Annotated in this window: 12 protein-coding genes; all 12 read right to left on the minus strand. The window is 75.0% G+C overall.

Features of this window, described 5'->3' with window-relative positions; all coding sequences use genetic code 11:
- A complete protein-coding gene (locus ACZ5OX_RS18090; protein ID WP_465630929.1) occupies positions 1-954 on the minus strand; it encodes a PHP domain-containing protein in 954 nt (317 codons plus the stop codon).
- The gene (locus ACZ5OX_RS18095) at positions 954-2,006 is read right to left on the minus strand and encodes a hypothetical protein (protein WP_465630931.1); all 1,053 of its coding nucleotides are present in this window, start codon (positions 2,004-2,006) and stop codon (positions 954-956) included. The genes ACZ5OX_RS18090 and ACZ5OX_RS18095 overlap by 1 nt, the downstream gene beginning before the upstream one ends.
- Positions 2,003-3,100, minus strand: coding sequence for an arginase family protein (locus ACZ5OX_RS18100; protein ID WP_465630933.1), 1,098 nt, complete (start codon positions 3,098-3,100; stop codon positions 2,003-2,005). Before ACZ5OX_RS18100 ends, ACZ5OX_RS18095 begins: the two co-directional genes overlap by 4 nt.
- Before the next feature lies 1 nt (position 3,101).
- Positions 3,102-4,448: a B12-binding domain-containing radical SAM protein gene (locus ACZ5OX_RS18105; protein WP_449788676.1), complete on the minus strand. Its 1,347-nt coding sequence runs from the start codon at positions 4,446-4,448 to the stop codon at positions 3,102-3,104.
- A 130-nt stretch (positions 4,449-4,578) separates the two neighbouring features.
- A complete protein-coding gene (locus ACZ5OX_RS18110) occupies positions 4,579-7,119 on the minus strand; it encodes a lantibiotic dehydratase (RefSeq protein WP_465630935.1) in 2,541 nt (846 codons plus the stop codon).
- A gap of 154 nt (positions 7,120-7,273) precedes the next feature.
- Complete coding sequence (locus ACZ5OX_RS18115) at positions 7,274-8,326, minus strand: methyltransferase (protein ID WP_465630937.1); 1,053 nt, start codon at positions 8,324-8,326, stop codon at positions 7,274-7,276.
- 151 nt (positions 8,327-8,477) lie between these two features.
- Positions 8,478-9,707 carry an aminotransferase-like domain-containing protein gene (locus ACZ5OX_RS18120; protein ID WP_465631390.1) on the minus strand — a complete coding sequence of 410 codons (1,230 nt, stop codon included), beginning with the start codon at positions 9,705-9,707 and terminating at the stop codon, positions 8,478-8,480.
- 65 nt (positions 9,708-9,772) lie between these two features.
- Entirely contained in the window at positions 9,773-10,915 is a 1,143-nt protein-coding gene (locus ACZ5OX_RS18125) for an alpha-hydroxy acid oxidase (RefSeq protein WP_449808780.1), read from the minus strand.
- Positions 10,912-12,009, minus strand: coding sequence for a 4-hydroxyphenylpyruvate dioxygenase (gene hppD / locus ACZ5OX_RS18130; protein WP_465630938.1), 1,098 nt, complete (start codon positions 12,007-12,009; stop codon positions 10,912-10,914). The genes ACZ5OX_RS18125 and hppD overlap by 4 nt, the downstream gene beginning before the upstream one ends.
- Before the next feature lie 113 nt (positions 12,010-12,122).
- A complete protein-coding gene (locus ACZ5OX_RS18135) occupies positions 12,123-13,496 on the minus strand; it encodes an MFS transporter (RefSeq protein ID WP_465630940.1) in 1,374 nt (457 codons plus the stop codon).
- 149 nt (positions 13,497-13,645) lie between these two features.
- Positions 13,646-14,677: a pyridoxal phosphate-dependent aminotransferase gene (locus ACZ5OX_RS18140; RefSeq protein WP_465630942.1), complete on the minus strand. Its 1,032-nt coding sequence runs from the start codon at positions 14,675-14,677 to the stop codon at positions 13,646-13,648.
- Complete coding sequence (locus ACZ5OX_RS18145; protein ID WP_465630944.1) at positions 14,677-15,723, minus strand: SAM-dependent methyltransferase; 1,047 nt, start codon at positions 15,721-15,723, stop codon at positions 14,677-14,679. Before ACZ5OX_RS18145 ends, ACZ5OX_RS18140 begins: the two co-directional genes overlap by 1 nt.
- Between the last annotated feature and the right edge of the window lie 66 nt (positions 15,724-15,789).

Here is a 15,789-nt window from a genome sequence, read left to right on the forward strand (position 1 = left end):
TCACCTGGGAGTGGAGTGGACGGGCGGACGGCGGTCGTGCAGGGCGTCCAGGACGGCGAACGGATCGGCGGGGAGCGCGGGCAGCAGGCCCGGGCGCGGCGCCCACGGCTTGACCCGCGCCCCGTGGTAGTCGGACCCGGCGGTGGCGACCAGGCCGAGCCGCCCGGCCGCCTCGGTGAGCCGGGCGCTGTCGGCCGGGGTGTGCCAGCTGGTCCACACCTCCAGGCCGGCCAGCCCGGCGGCGCGCAGCGGCTCCAGCAGCGCGGCGCACTCCGGGGCGTTCAGACCGGCGGTGAGCGGGCCGGGGTGGGCGAGCACGGCGACCCCGCCCGCCTGCTCGATCCAGCGCAGCACGTCCACCAGCTCGGGGTAGCAGGGGTGTTCGACGTGCAGCGGCCGGCCGGGCCGGCACCAGTCGGCGGCGAGGCGGGCGAACCGGTCGCCGCCCTCGGTGTACGGGGCGAACCTGGGGTCGCCCCGCGCGGCGTCCAGCAGCAGGGCCAGGTAGTCGTCGACGTGGGCCACCCGGTCGCCGCCGATCCGCCGTTCGACCCCGGCCCGGTCCAGCGGCACGCCCAGGGCCCGCACCCGTTCGGCCCAGCCGCGCCACCACGCCAGCTCGGCGTCGTGGACGCGCCCGATCCGCCGCCGGAACGGCCCGTCGCCGGGGTCGACGAAGTAGGCCAGGCAGTGGGCCTCGCCGCCGCGCCAGACGGTGGTGATCTCGCAGGCCGGCACCACGGTGAGGCGCCCGTCGGCGGCCCGCTCGAAGGCGGCGACGCCCGCGAGGGTGTTGTGGTCCGTCACGGCGGCGACCCGCAGCCCGGCCTCCACGCACCGCCGGGCCAGGTCGGCCGGCGCCTCGTCCCCGTCCGAGTGCCGGGTGTGCAGGTGCAGGTCGACCGGGGTGGCGAGGGTGGCGGGCGCCCCCCGCGTCGGCGGGCTCCCGGCCATCAGCGGGCTCCGGGCAGGGTGCGCCGCCAGGACGCGGCCAGCCAGCGCTCGTACGCGGGGCCGGACGGCTCGTCCACGACCAGGCAGAGCGGCTCGATGATCCGCCCCGCGCCGCCGGCCAGGCCGCCGTGCAGCATGGTCAGGTTGTGGCCGAGCAGCAGGTCGCACTGCTCGCCCGGGACGAGCACCTCCCAGCGGCGGCGGAACCGCGCCCAGGTCAGGCCGGTGGCCATCAGCACCAGGTGGCAGAAGAGCCGGGCGGCCTCGCCCCGGCACTCGCCGCAGGGGCAGTCGCGGGCCAGTGGCGCGGCGGCCGGGTAGCGACGGCGCTCCTCCTTCGTCAGCACCGCCTCGCCGTGGTGGAAGGACAGGCCGTGCCAGAGCGGCTCCTCCAGCCCGAGCATGGCGCCCACCGAGGGGTAGGCGCAGCCGTGCTCGGGCTGGCGCTCCAGGCCGCGGTTCAGGTTGTCGCCGAGCCAGCGCGCGGCGGCCGCCGCCGGGTCCGCGCCCCGGTCGACGCCGCGCCGCTCCAGCACCTCGTCGATCACGCCGAGCCAGTCGTAGTACGTGGTGACGCTCAGCCCCTCGCCGACCTCGGGCAGGAAGATGCCCTGGTACATCTTGTGCGCGGGGGTGGTGGTGTACCCGGAGTCACCGTAGGTGCGCCGGGCCGGGTCCCAGTCGGGGGCGTCCCGGAGGCTGGGCGTCAGGTACGAGCAGTGCTGGCCGTCGTGGTGGGGCAGCAGGGTCCGGGTGGCGTGCCCCTCCGGCACGTGGGTCCGCTGCGCCCGGTCGACCTCCAGCCGCATCCGCCCGGGGGCTCCGCGGGCGATCAGCGCGGTGCGCACGCGCTCGACGATGCCGGTGGACAGCCGGCGGCTGTCCTCGACCCCGAGCCGCAGCCGGCCGATCCGGAACACCGCGTACCCGACCCGGTGGACGACCTCGACGGCCTCGGCGGCGAGGGCGTCCAGCGCCCGCTCGCGCTCGGCGGGGGCGCCGGAGACCAGCGGGGTGCAGTCGAACTGCGCTTCGTGGGGCGTGAATCTCACCGGTGCTCCCGGGGTGCGGAGGGGGTGCCGCCGGTGGCCCAGGGCGCGAGTTCGGCCGGGGCCACCTCGGTGCGGAACAGGAACTCGAAGAGCAGCCGGGCGGCGATCTGCGCGGTGCCGCCGGACGGGTCGTAGCGGGGCGCGACCTCGGCGACGTCGAGGGCGCCGACGGGCAGCGCCCGCAGCTCCTCGTAGACGTCGAGGAGGTCGCCGATGGTGATGCCGCCCATGGTGACGTGCCCGGTGCCGGTCGCGGCGGCGCTGTCGAGCACGTCGATGTCGAGGGAGACGTAGACGGTGTCGCAGCGCGAGCCGAGCTCCTCGATCACCGGGCGCAGCGCCGCGGCGGCGCCGTCCCGGGTGATCGCGGAGCCGGGCACGACGTGGAAGCCGCGTTCGAGCAGGCCGCGGAACTGGTCGTACTTCGTCACGTCCCCGACACCGACGAAGGCGATGTCCTCCGGGCGCATCCGCGGGATCTCGCTGATCCGGCGGGAGTTGGAGCCGTGGTAGAGCGGCCCGTGCAGGGTGCTCCAGTTGCCGAAGTCGAAGTGGTGGTCGATGTTGACGAACCCGACCCGGCCGGCGCCGCGGTCGAGGCGTCCGGCGCGGAAGCCGGCGAAGGTGGGGAAGGTGCAGGAGTGGTCGCCGTTGAGGAAGACCAGGCGCGGGGCGTCGCGGCTCAGGCGGCGGCTCTCGGCGGCCACGGCCTGGAAGGTCTTCACCGTGTCGGTCGGGTAGACGTGCAGGTCGCCGGCGTCCGCGACGCGGGGCGCGCGGTAGCGGAAGGTCCGGCCGGTGCGGGTGTCCAGCATCCGCCACTGGCCGAGGCTGGTGAGGTAGCTGGAGAAGACCAGGCTGGCCTGGCGGACGGCGCGCGGCCCCTCCGCGGCGCCCGGCCGGGAGCTGGCGGTGGCGTCGAACGGAACGCCGGACACCACCCAGCCCGCCCCGCCGACGTCCACCCGGTCGGCGGTGGTGGTCGGGGCGCCGAACAGGGTGCCGACGCCGGCCCAGCCCGGCAGCGGGTCCTGCTCGAAGTCCTCGGGCGAGACGCTGTGCTGCAGGGCCTCGAAGTCGGGGAGTTCGGTCATGTCAGTCCTTCCGTACGGCGGGCACGGGGACGGGTGCGGGCCGGGGGCCGCGGATGACGTCGTGGGCGGTGGCGATCTTCTCCTGGAACAGGTCCCAGCTGTCCTGCGGGGACAGGTGCCGCGGCCGGTAGACGACCGGGGCGTCCTCCCGCCAGTCGGCGAAGTCCCAGTTGAAGATGCGCTCGCGCAGCCTGGGGAAGTCCGGGGTCAGCGGGTACGGCACGAAGTTGTACAGGTTGAAGAGCCACAGCGCCGATTCGTTCTCCCGCATCCAGGTGACGGTCTGGCCGTGCGAGGCCTCCGTCTCCTCGTCGAGGCCGCCCATCATGTTGAGGACGACCTTCAGCCCGGCGTCGCTGAGTTGACGGATCTTCGAAGTGTAGTCGTCCAGGCCTCGGGAGAGCTTGTCGAGCCGCTTCAGCATCTGCGAGTCGGCCGACTCGAAGCCGAGTTCGACGGCGACGACGCCGAGTTCGAGCATGGCGTCGACGATCCACTCCTTCACCTGCATCACGTGGGTCTGCACGATGAACCGGTGGCCGGGGCGGTCGCGGAAGACGTCCAGCAGGTTGCCGACGGCCTCGCGGGACTGGCCGAAGGTCTTGTCGCCGATGTAGAAGAGCCGGGTGTCCGGGAACCGGGCGGTCAGCTCGTCCACCTCCCGGGCGAGCGCGTCCCTGGCGACCAGCGTCAGCTGCCTGCTCCAGGCGTCGCCGCAGAACGAGCACTGGTACAGGCAGCCGTGGCTGGCGTTGAGCCGCAGCAGCGGCACTCGGCCCTGGTAGCCGGCGAGGTGGCGGTAGTCCGGCGCCCAGGTGATCCGGTCGGACACCAGCCCGGGCAGCAGGGGCTTCTCCAGGCTGCCGCCGGAGCCGGAGGCGAGTTCGACCAGCCGGTGTACGAAGGCGGCGTCGAGCTGGCCGCGGTGGACGGCGTGCACGGCACCGTCCGGGGCCAGCGGGGCCATGTTGCCGCCGAGGACGACGCGCCGGCGGGCTCGTTCCAGCCGCTCGGCCACCTCCAGCGCGAGGCGCAGGTTCTGGGCGAGCGGGGACATCAGCACGAGGTCTCCGGCGGCGGTCGCGTCCAGCAGCGGCTCGGCGCACCGCTCCGGCTCGGCCGGGGTCCGGGACAGGTCGCGGAAGACGGAGTCCAGGCCCGCGGTGTCCAGCAGGGCGGTCAGGTGGGCGACCCACAGCGGCATCTCCCACAGGCCGTCGGTCGGGATGAAGTACTCGGGCAGCATCGCCCGGAAGCGCCGGTCGTAGTCGTCGTAGTAGCGCGCCAGCTTCGGGTCGGGGTCGTGGCTCGAGGGGAAGGGCAACTGGACGATGCAGCTCTTGGTCATGACGGTGCCTTCGGTCGGTGAGGGCGTGGCGTCCTCGACGTGGAGCACGGGGGGCGGAGCACGGGGGTGGAGCACTGGTGGTGGAGCACGGGGGTGGAGCACGGGAGACGGAGCGCTCGGCGTGGAGCGCTCAGGGGGAGCGGCGTGAGAAGACCGCACAGCGCAGCTCGCTGGTGTGGCGTTCGCCGTCGATGTCGAGCCAGAGGTGTTCCGGGGCGGGGAGCATCTCGGTGAACTCCAGGGCGGCGGCCGTCCTCCGGGCGAGCCGGAAGACCTGCCGGACGACGAGGGGCGAGTCCCAGTCGACGTAGACCGGTTTCGGCTCGCCGGGGATCTTCAGGAAGCCGCGGCGCGGCAGGCCGAGTTCGCGGCGCAGCCCGCGGGCGGCGGCGAACTCGGCGGCGTCGCCCCTGGACCGGTGGACGCCCGGGCTCCAGCCGCGCAGCGCCCCGGCGGGGATGCGCCAGCGCTCCCGGTGCAGCACGACCCGGCCGCAGCGGATGCGGGGCAGGTGGTCGCGGTCCCGGTCCCGGACTCCGACGCCGCCGAAGTGCCGGGGGAAGGCGAACGGGGAGAGCGGGTCCTGGCGGATGCCGGGGCCGCCGGCCGGCGGGGCGAGCAGCTTCAACCGGCCCGTCAGGCCGTGGGCGCGCAGCTCCACCCGGTCGGCGGTGGCCACCAGGTACAGCCGGTCGGGCCGCAGGACGTCGCCGCGGGCTTTCGGGGAGCGCCCGTACACCTCCAGGTCCGGGCAGGGGTAGGTGAGTTGGGCGGCGGTCTTGTCGGGGTGCGAGCGGGAGAGGTCGACCAGCACCTCGTCCTCGTCGAGCAGCCCCCGGTACCGGGCGTGGATCCCGTCGAGCAGTTCCGGCGCCTCGGCCTGGAGCAGCGGGGCGAAGCTCGAGTGGGTGAGCGCCTCGCGAACGGCGTGGCAGTCGCCGACGACGGCGAGGAACTCGCCGCGCCCGATCGCCGCGGCGTTGGGCGCGGCGAGCATGACGTCCGGGTTGCACAGCGCGGGCGGGGCGGCCGGGTGGCGGGCGAGCAGCTCCTCCAGCCCGGCCCGCTCGACGACGCTCTCCGGTCGGCCGTCCTCGGCGCCGTCCAGCAGCAGGGCGACGACCTCCCGGTCGAGCGCCGCGATCTCCTGGTCCACCTCCTCGCACCGGGCGGCGAGCAGCGGCCGGTCGGCGAAGAAGGCGGCGTAGAAGTCCGCCAGCGGTACGGGCGTGCCGAGGCCGAAGCGCCGCGCCGTCCAGTGGTGCAGGATCGCCAGTTCGCGGCGGACGCGCAGCCGGGGGACGAGCAGCGTCAGGTCGTAGACGGGGGAGAGCGCGCGGCTGACCAGTTCGGCGATGTCCGGGCCGAGGACGACGTCCCGCACCGGGCTGTAGGCCTCCTCGTGGAGGATGCCGCGGTCGGCGTAGTGCCGGCCGCCGGAGCGGTGGGCCGGCGTCCCGGCGACCTCCTCGAAGGCTTCCTTGAGTTCGCCGAGCAGGGCCGCGCGGCCCGCCGTCGGGCCCTCGGCGAAGCGGCGCAGCCCGTCCTCGAAGCGGCGCACCACGGCGAGGTCGGGGGAGCCGTCGGGGAGGTGCCCGGCGAGCGAGCGCAGCACGTCGGTGGACCCGATCGGGATCTCCCAGCGCCCGACCAGCCAGTCCTGGTCGACGAGTTCGGCGAGCACCCGGTCGAAGGTGCGGTCGGCCGGGCGGTCCGGCCGTCCGGCCCAGTCGGCGCGCAGCCGCGCCACCGTGCGCTCGCCGTCGCAGCGCTCCCAGAGCCAGCGCCGGTGGGCGTCGAAGGTGTCGGTCCTCACCGCGACGAAGCGCCAGCCGTCCGGCATGCCGGTGGTGGCCTCGAACGCGTACAGCCGCACCACCGGGCCCTCGGCGAAGGCGAGCGGGCGCCGGCGGGGGCGCACCGTCTCGAAGGCCTCCGGCCGGGCGCTGAAGACCGCGGCCATCGCCTCGCCCGCCCAGTGGCTGAGCCGGGCGACCCGGCGCAGCGGGCCGGTGGACCAGGTGACGCCGGCGGGGCCCCGCGGGGACGTCCGGGCGACGGCGAGCGGACCGAAGTGCGCGTGGGTCTCGTTCTTGGTGGTGACCCGCTGGAGGTACATGGCGAGCAGGTCGGTCATCCGCCTGACGTGCCCGTCCGAGCCGGCGCCGCCGGAGGCGATCCAGGCGGCGAACTCCCCGAAGCGGGCGTCGTTGGACAGCAGCAGGACCTGCTGGAGGGAGGGCTCGCGGAAGAGGTCCAGGACCGCCCCGCGGGCGGCGGCGAGGGCTGCGCCGTGCTGCCGCTCGAACGCCGCCCAGTGGGCGTCCAGGGCCCGCACCGCGTCCTGGTAGCGCTTGGCCGAGTCCAGGGCGGCCGGGCCGAGTTCGGCCTCGAGCCGGGCGAGGTCGGCGGGCGGGAAAGGGCGGAGCATGCCGACACCGGAGGCGAGGTCGCCCCGGGTGCCGGCCCGCTCCGCACGCAGGGCGGCCTTCAACCGCCGCCCCAGCTCGACGGCTTCGTCGCGCAGGGCGAGCACGGTGTCGGCGGCCCGGGCGGTCGGGGAGTCGACGACGCGGTCCAGCAGGGAGAGCGGGTAGCCCGCGTGGCGCAGCATCGCGACCGGGGCGAGCGACCACCCGCCGCCGCCCTGGAGGTTCCGAGCCTCGTCCATGATCGCCCCCAACGGCCGTTCCGGTCACGACGGTTCGCGACCAGACCATTCTGGCGGCAATCCTTCGTGTCGGCACCGTCCGGACGGGGGAAAGCGGCCGCGGTCGGTGCGTCGGGAGATCCGCGCGCGGGTGGCCGTCGGACGCGGTGGTCGGTCAGTCGGCGGCGACCGCCTCCACCACGGACAGCACCGTCCCCGTGGGCAGGACCCGGGACAGCCGCAGGCCGGCCCGGTCGAACAGCTCCGCGAAGTCCGCCTCGGTGCGCTCGCGGCCGGTGAGCGAGGCCATCATCATCAGGTCCAGGGTTTTGGCCTGGTGGGGCGCGTTGTCCCGGGGGACCGCGGCGTCCAGGACCAGCACCCGGCCGCCGGGGCGCAGGGCGCGCCGGCAGTGGCCCAGCAGGGTGACGCACCGGTCGTCGTCCCAGTCGTGGGTGATCCGCTTGAGCAGCAGGACGTCCCCGGCGGGCACCCCGGTGAAGAAGTCGCCCTCCGCGGTGCTCCAGCGGCCCGCGACCTCCTTGTCGCCGTCCAGCCGGTGGCCGGCCAGCACGTGGGCGCGGTCGTACAGCACGCCCTCCAGGCCGGGGTTGCGGCGCAGCACCTCCAGCAGCAGCCCGCCGTGACCGCCGCCGACGTCCACCACCGTGCCGGTGTCGGGGAAGTCGCAGGCGGCCGCGACGGGGGCGTTCTCCGGGTCGGACATCGCCGCCATGCCGACGTGGAAGACGGCGGCGGTCTCCTCGTCCCGGGCGAAGTGGTCGAAGAACGGCATCCCGAAGACGGAGTCGAAGGCCGTGGTGCCCTCGGTGAGACAGTGCGCCATCCGCTCGGCCGGCCGCCAGAAGGTCCGGTCGGTGAGCATCCGCACCGCGCTGCGTGCCGAGTACGGGACGTCGCCGCGCAGCGCCTGCCCGGCCTCGGTCAGCGTGAAGCGGCCCTGCTCGTCCTCGGCCACCACATCGCGGGTGGCGAGCAGGCGCAGCACCCGGTACAGGTTGCGGGCGTCCGTGCCGGTGGCGGCGGCGAGTTCGGCGGCGGTGGCCGGGCCGTCCGCGAGGGCGTCGGCCACCCCGGTGTCGGCGGCGGCGCGCAGGGCCGCGGGGAAGACGAAGCCGAGCGCCTCGTCGACGAGGAAGGCGGACGAGCGGCGCAGGGCCTCCTCGGTGGGCTGGTGTCCGGCGGGCCGGTTCTCGCCGTGCGGCATGGGTCCTCCTCGGTGGGCTGCGGTGCTTGCGCCGGGAGGCTGCCCCAGCGTGGCCGCGCCGAAGCGCACCGTCACCGTCCGGAGTCGGCGCGTACGCCGGAAGGGGCGCCCTCGACGGACGCCCCTTCCGGGTGGGCCGGGGCCCCGCGGGTCAGGAGTGCGCGGTGAGCAGCGCGGCCAGCCCGTCCAGCCCCCGGTCGACGGTGGCCGGGTCGACCTGGCTGACGGAGAGCCGCAGTTGGTGCTCCCCGCCCGCCCCCGGGTAGAAGTGCGACATCGGCGTCCAGATCACCCCGTACTCCGAGGCCGAGCGCTCCAGCAGCGCGTCGTCCACCACGCACGGCACCGTGAGCACCAGGAAGAACCCGCCGCGCGGCTCGTTCCAGGTCACCCCGCTGCCGGGCGGGAAGCGCCGGGCCAGGCCCTCCAGCACCAGCGCGAGGTTGCGCCGGTAGAGCGCGGCCACCTCGGTGTTGGCGGCCCGCAGGCTGTGGCCGTGCTCCAGCAGCGCCCCGCCGATCACCGCCTGGGCGATCGGCGAGGTGTTCACCGTGGTCATGCTCTTGATCATGCCGAGCAGGTCGGCGAACAGCGCGGTGCCGCCCTGCCCGTCCGCCACCAGCTGGTCCGCCACCACGTACCCGACCCGGGCACCCGGCAGGGCCGTCTTGGCGAAGGAGCCGAGGTGGACCACCCGCCGCCCGGTGTCCAGCGCCTTGAGCGAGGGCAGCCGCTCCTCACCGGCGAAGACGCAGTACGGGTTGTCCTCCAGCAGCAGGAAGTCCTCCTCGCCGGCCAGCGCCAGCAGCTCCCGGCGCAGCTCCAGCGGCAGGCTGGCCCCGCTCGGGTTGGCCACGTCCGGCACCAGGTACAGCGCCCGCGGGCGCAGTCCCTCGGCCCGGGCGGCGGCCAGCTGCCGGCGCAGGTCGGCGAGGTCCACGCCGTCCGGGCCGTCGGCGACGGCCCGCACCGGCAGGTCGGCCAGCAGCGCCGCGCCGGTCAGCCCCACGTAGGTGGGGGAGACGGCCAGCACCACGTCCTCGGGGCCGCGGCGCAGCGCCCGCAGCACCAGGAACATCGCCTCCTGGCAGCCCACCGTCACCACGATCGACTCGGCGGGCACCTCGATGCCCTCGTCCGTCGCGAGGTGGGTGGCGATCAGGTCGTGGATGATCCCCTTGGTCCGCCCGTACTGGAGCACCTGGCGGCGGGCCTGCTCCTCGGTCAGCCCGCGCTCGGTGCGCAGGTGGTCGAGGTAGCGGTCCAGGTGGCGGTGGACGGCGTCCGTCTCGAAGAACCGCTCGGCCGGGCGGCCGGCCGCGAAGGAGACCGCCTCCGGGTAGCGGATGGAGATCTCGTTGAGCAGGTTCATCGAGGTCATCGCCGGGTCGGCGAGCGAGGTGTGCAGGCCCGCCAGCAGCAGGTCGTGCGGTGCGGAGGTGGTGGTCACGGGGTGCTCCAGGTGGTGCAGGGCAGGGTGGTGGTGCGCAGCTCGGCGGCGGCCCGGAGGTCGGCGCAGCCCGCGAGGCCGAGCGCGTGCCGCAGTTCGGCGGCGAGCAGGTCGAGGACCTCGGTGCAGCCCGCCTCGCCGCCGGCCGCCAGGCCCCAGATCAGCGGGCGTCCCAGCAGCACCCCGGTGGCGCCGAGGGCCAGCGCGGTGAGCACGTCCGAGCCGCCGCGCACCCCGCTGTCCATCAGCACCTGGCAGTCCTCGCCGGCCAGCGCCTCGGCGACGGCGGGCAGGACCGTCAGCGCGGGCACGGCCCGGTCGAGCTGGCGGCCGCCGTGGTTGGAGACCACCACGGCCGCGGCGCCGATGCCGGCGGCCCGCCGCGCGTCGGCCGGGTCGAGCACGCCCTTGACCACCAGTGGCAGTTCGGTCTCCCCGCGCAGCCACTCGAGATCGGCCCAGGTGACGCCGGGGGAGAGCAGCTCGGCGGTGTGCGCGGCCACCGCCGAGACGGCGGTGGTGGACCGGTGCGCCCGCCCGGCGGCGCCGCCCTCCAGCAGCGCCGCGCGGACGCCGTCGGGCAGCGCGAAGGCGTTCCTGGCGTCACGCAGCCGGCGACCCATGTACGGCACGTCGGCGGTGACCACCAGGGCCTCGCTGCCGGCCTCCTCGGCCGCCCTGACCAGGTCGAGCAGCCGGCCGCGGTCGCGCAGCCAGTACAGCTGGAACCAGAGCGTGGCACCGGTCTTCGCCAGCTCCTCGAAGCCGACGCTGCTGAGCGTGCCGACGGTGAACGGCACGCCGGCGGCGGCCGAGGCGCGGGCCGAGGCGAGCTCGCCCTCGGGGTGGAACAGCCGGTGGTAGGCGACGGGTGCCACCGCCACCGGCAGCGCCGCCCTGCTGCGCACCAGGGTGGCGGCGGTGTCCCGGGTGCCGACGTCGGTCAGCACCCGGGGCACCAGGCCCACCCGGTCGAAGGCGGCCCGGTTGGCGGCGAGGGTCAACTCGCGCTCGGCGCCGCCCTCCAGCCACTCCCAGACCTCGGGCGCGAGCACGGCCCGGGCCCGGTCGGCGTACTCCGCGACGGACAGTGCCGGGCGCACGTCGGCCGGGGGTTCGCTGCGGACGGACGCGCTCATCCGGCCACTTCGCCGGCGTTGCGCTGGAGTTCCACGGCCTCGTAGAGGGCGCGGATGTTGTTGCTGCCGAAGTTGCGGGCCCGGATGCGCTCGATCACCTCGAAGAAGAAGGTGTTCCGCGGGTGCTGGGAGCGGGTGAAGATCTGGAACAGCTGGCCGTCGTGGTCCTGGTCGACCAGCAGGTTCAGCTCGCGCAGCTGCTCGAAGGAGTGCCGCAGCGGCGTCAGGCGGTCTGGCAGCGCGTCGTAGTAGGTCTGCGGGGTGCGCAGGAACGGCACACCGCGCTCGGCCATGACGGAGACGGAGTGCACCGCGTCATCGGCGGCGAAGGCGACGTGCTGCACCCCGGCGCCGCCGTGGCCGGCCAGGAAGGAGGCGATCTGGCCGCCCGCGTCGGCGGTGAGCGGCTCGATCAGGGTGAGGGTGACGCTGCGGTCGGCGCTCTGCACGACGGCCGAGTCCATGCCGAGCGCGCCGACCTCGACCCGCTCCTCGAAGATCGTCCGGAAGCCGAAGACCTCGCGGTAGCGGTGCTCGGTCTTGCGCAGCTCGCCGAACGGGACCAGGACGGCGAAGTGGTCGACGGAGCGCAGGCCGACCTGGCCCTCGCCGGTCAGCGGGGCCGGGTCGGGCAGGCCGGGGATGCGGCCGGCCGGGACCTCGGGGCCGCGCTCGATCAGGGTGTGCACCACGTCGCCGAAGGCGTCGACCACCGCGGTGACGCAGCCGTCGGCGGCCTGCGGCTCGCGCAGGGCGGCGGCGCCGCGCGCGGTCAGGACGTGGAAGGCGTCGGCGGCGTCCGACACCCGCAGGCCGAGGGCGCCCACGCCGTCGCCGTGGCGCTCCAGGTAGTCGGTGGCCGGGTGGCCGGCGGCCAGCGGCTGGGTGACCAGCAGGCGGATGTCGGCCTGGCCGAACAGCGCGGAGAGGCAGCGCTCGGCGGCGTCGCCGCGCTCGGTCGGCGGGACGAGCAGCTCGAAGCCGTACTCCGCGGTCAGCCGGGTGGTCTCGGCGCCCAGGTCGGCCACGTAGAACTCGACGTGGTCCAGCGCGACGGGGATCGGGGTGGCGGCGGGAGAAGAACGGTCGGTCATCGGAGGAGCTCTCTCGTGAGGAGGACGGGAGGTGCTGAGGGGTGATCGGGTGATCGGACGTGCGGGGTCGTGCAGGTATGTGGGGTGGGGCGGGGCGGGTACGCCGGGGCCGGTCAGCCGGCCTGGAGGTCCTTGGCGTCCTGCCGCTCGGCCGGGCCCTCGGGCGCGGGCGCGCCCTCGGGCCGGGGCTCGGATGCGGATTCGGGCCGGGTCAGGGGTTCGGACCGGGGCTCGGGCTGGGGTTCGGTCCGGGGCTCGTCCTCGTCCTCGTCCTTGTCCTTGTCCTCGGACTCGGCGCCCGGCGGCTCCGTCGGGGCCTCCGGCTTGCCGATCAGGTGGGCGGCCGCGAGCAGCGCGCCGACCACCATCACGCCCAGCACCACCCGGAAGTCCAGGGCGGCCACCAGGCCGGAGCCGACGCCGACGGCCAGCGCCTGCGGTGCGGTGAGCGAGAGGTTGACGGCCGCCTGGGCGCGCCCCATCAGCTGCGGCGGGGTGGACGCCTGGGCGGCGGTGGCCAGCCCGACCATGGCGGCCGGGATGCCCGCGCCCGCGATCACCAGGCCGACCTCCACCACGTACAGCGACGGGGCGAGCAGCAGGACGGTCCCGAGGCCGAACACCGCCGACCCCGCCATGACCGTCCGGCGCGGTCCGAGCCGGCCGATCAGCAGACCGCCGACCACGGAGCCGCCCAGCGCGCCGACCGCCTCGGTGGTCTCCAGCACGCCGAGGAACTGCGGCGAGCGGTGCAGCCCGTGCTGGGTCAGCGCGAACAGCACCGGCTGGAGCAGGCTCAGTACGAAGCCGGAGACGGCGGTGGCCGCCACCAGCGACCGTAGCCCGACCGAGGCGCGCAGGTGGACGAAGCCGGCCAGCACCTCGCGGCGCCACCGCAGGCCCGAGGGTTCCGGCTTGACCTCCTCCACCCGCAGGGTGAGGAAGCTCAGCGCCGCCAGCAGCAGCACGAGGAGGTCGGCCACGGCCACCGCGTGCCCGCCGAACCAGCCGTAGAGCCCCGAGCCGACCAGCGGCGCCACCAGGGTGGTGCCGGCCCGGGCGCTCTGGGTCAGCCCGGCCGCCGCGCCAAAGTCCTGACGCTCCGTCAGGATGCTGCGCAGCAGCGCGCTCTGCGCCGGAGCCAGGACGGCCCCGGCCAGACCGCAGACCGTGGCGGTGCAGTAGATGATCCAGACCGTGTCCCGGCCGTCGACCAGCAGCAGCGGCAGCAGCGACACCGCCACCGCCAGGTTGACGCCGACCAGCAGCGGCCTGCGGCGGACCCGGTCGGCGAGCAGGCCGCCGAGCGGCAGCAGCAGCAGCGGTGCGGAGAAGCAGAACAGCACCAGACCGGCGGCGGAGTTGCTGCCGGTCAGCACCTTGGCCCAGATGCCGAGGGCGATGGAGAGGGCGCTGTCACCGAGGACGGACAGGGTCTGCCCGACGAGGTAGCGCCGGAACTCCGGGCGGGCCAACAGCGGGTGCATGGCGGTTCCTTCGCTGCGCCGACGGCGGCGCTTCGGGGTGTGCGTGGGTGTGCGATGGTGCGGCGTGCGGGAGGTGCGGGCGGTTCCGCAGGTGCGGGCAGTGCCCGGGGTGCGCCCTGACGCACCCGGGGTGCTCAGGGCGCCGGGCGTCAGGGTGCGACGGGGTGGGCCGGGGCGAGCGGGGCGACGGCGGCGAAACCCTCGATCACCGCGTCGTTGGCGTCCTTCTCGCCGATGGCGACCCGGATGCCGAGGCCCGGGTAGTAGCGGACGGCCACGCCCAGGCGCTCCAGCTCCGCGCGCAGCGGCAGCTGGTCCCCGGGGGCGTCGACCCACAGGAAGTTGGTGACGCTGGGCGCCACCGTCCAGCCGAGCCGCAGCAGTTCGGCCCCGGTGCGCTCCCGCTCCGCGGCGATCTCGGCGATCCGGTGCGCCATCTCGTCCCCGGCGGCGACGGAGGCGAGCAGGCCCGCCTCCTGGAGCCGGTTCACCGCGTACGGCACCTGGTGGTCCCGCACCCGCTGGGCCACGGACTCCTCCGCCAGCGCGTAGCCGATCCGCAGCGCCGCGATGCCGTGCGACTTGGACAGCGTGCGCAGCACCACCAGGTTCGGCCACTCGGCGATCCGGGCCGGCACGTCCGGGGCCTGCCAGCCCTGGGCGAAGTCGACGTACGCCTCGTCGAGCAGGATCAGCGCGGTGGACGGCACCCGGCGGAAGAACTCCGTCAGCTCGGCCCAGGAGTAGACCGTGCCGGTCGGGTTGTGCGGGTTGCACAGCACGACGATCCGGGTGCGCCCGTCCATCCGCTCGGCCATCGCCGCCAGGTCGTGCCGGGCGTCGGGGCCGAGCGGGACCGGCCGGGCCTCGGCCCGGGCGATCTCGCAGAACAGCGGGTACGCGTCGAAGCAGGGGTCCGAGTGCACCACGTTGTCGCCGGGCTCGACGACGGCGTGGAAGAGGTCCAGTGCCACGCCCGCCGAGCCGTGGCCGACCACGACCTGGCCGGCCGGGACGCCCTGCCAGTCGGCGACGATCCCGGCGATCCGCTCCGGACGGAAGTCCGGGTAGCGGTGCACGTCGGCACTGGCCTCGGCGAGCGCGGCCCGCACCGACGGCAGCGGCGGGTACGGGTGCTCGTTCTGCGCCAGCAGGTATCTGGCGCCCGACGGGGCGGCCATCAGTCGGCCTGGAGGACGTAGAGCCAGGAGTGCGGGGTGGCCAGCGCCTCGACGCGGTCGATCCGCAGGCCGGCGTCGGTGAACAGCTGCTCGTAGGTGGCCTTGGTGTGCAGCGGCACGCCCATCATCGCGTGCGCCAGCTCGAAGCCGACCGAGAAGACCGGCTGGGCGCCCTCGGAGGTGCCCGGGTCGCGCAGCATGGTGTCGCCGAGGACGAAGGTGCGGGCCTTCGGGAAGGCCTCCCGCATCCGGGTGAAGATCGAGGAGCGGGTGGTCGGGTCGGCCAGCAGGTCGTGCAGCAGGAAGAAGCTCATCACGGTGTCGACCTCGGCCACCTCGGCGGCCTCGGCGTCGTTGTCGATCTGGGTGCCGAGCAGGCCCAGCACGTCCGCGCGGACGGCGGTGACCCGGTCCTGCATGCCGGCCTCGACGATGTCGCGGCGGGCGATGTCGGTGGCCGGGCGGCTGATGTCGATGCCCAGGCCCCGGGTGCCCTCGCGCTGCGAGACCACGCGGCGCACCCGGGCGGAGGTGCCGGAGCCCAGGTCGGCGATGGTGCGGAAGTCGATGCCGTTCAGCACGTCGGTCAGCTGGGCGGCGAACATCGACTGGTCGCACTGGGCGGAGCCGAGGGCGACCATCGCCTCGTCGCGGAAGACGTCCTCGTTGTAGCGGTGGGTGCCGGCGCTCAGGTGGCCGGCGCGGCCGAACACGTCGTGGTAGCCGCCGACGGCCCAGGTGAAGTAGCCGCGCGCGGCGGCGATCTCCAGGCCCGCCTCGGTGGGCAGGTAGGCGTCGCCGTCGGCCTTGAGGTAGCCGTAGTCGGCGGCGGCGCGCAGCACGGCCTCGGTGCGGGCGGTGTCGCCGGCCTGGGCGGTGGCCTCGGCGGCCGAGAGCGGCTCGCCGCGCCCGATCGTCTCCAGCAGGCCGATCCGGTCCAGCGCGAAGATCACGTTGGCGGCGATGAAGCCGTTGTAGGCGTCGGTCGAGGTGATCGGCGACGGGGTGATGCCACGCCAGGTGTCGGGGATGGCCGCAGTGGTCATGGTGGTGTCCGTTTCTCCGTGGGCGGGCCGGGTGCGGTCCGCGTGGTGTGCGCAGGTCGGTTGCCT

This window comes from Kitasatospora sp. NPDC032121 (genome assembly GCF_055580145.1).

Excerpts from the sequence above, each read along its gene's own strand:
- ACZ5OX_RS18110 (WP_465630935.1), bottom strand. The coding sequence starts at position 7,119 with ATGGACGAGGCTCGGAACCTCCAGGGCGGCGGCGGGTGGTCGCTCGCC.
- ACZ5OX_RS18105 (WP_449788676.1), bottom strand. The coding sequence starts at position 4,448 with ATGACCAAGAGCTGCATCGTCCAGTTGCCCTTCCCCTCGAGCCACGAC.
- ACZ5OX_RS18115 (WP_465630937.1), bottom strand. The coding sequence starts at position 8,326 with ATGCCGCACGGCGAGAACCGGCCCGCCGGACACCAGCCCACCGAGGAG.
- ACZ5OX_RS18090 (WP_465630929.1), bottom strand. The coding sequence starts at position 954 with ATGGCCGGGAGCCCGCCGACGCGGGGGGCGCCCGCCACCCTCGCCACC.
- ACZ5OX_RS18100 (WP_465630933.1), bottom strand. The coding sequence starts at position 3,100 with ATGACCGAACTCCCCGACTTCGAGGCCCTGCAGCACAGCGTCTCGCCC.
- ACZ5OX_RS18120 (WP_465631390.1), bottom strand. The coding sequence starts at position 9,707 with ATGACCTCGATGAACCTGCTCAACGAGATCTCCATCCGCTACCCGGAG.
- ACZ5OX_RS18125 (WP_449808780.1), bottom strand. The coding sequence starts at position 10,915 with ATGAGCGCGTCCGTCCGCAGCGAACCCCCGGCCGACGTGCGCCCGGCA.
- ACZ5OX_RS18135 (WP_465630940.1), bottom strand. The coding sequence starts at position 13,496 with ATGCACCCGCTGTTGGCCCGCCCGGAGTTCCGGCGCTACCTCGTCGGG.
- ACZ5OX_RS18140 (WP_465630942.1), bottom strand. The coding sequence starts at position 14,677 with ATGGCCGCCCCGTCGGGCGCCAGATACCTGCTGGCGCAGAACGAGCAC.
- ACZ5OX_RS18145 (WP_465630944.1), bottom strand. The coding sequence starts at position 15,723 with ATGACCACTGCGGCCATCCCCGACACCTGGCGTGGCATCACCCCGTCG.
- hppD (WP_465630938.1), bottom strand. The coding sequence starts at position 12,009 with ATGACCGACCGTTCTTCTCCCGCCGCCACCCCGATCCCCGTCGCGCTG.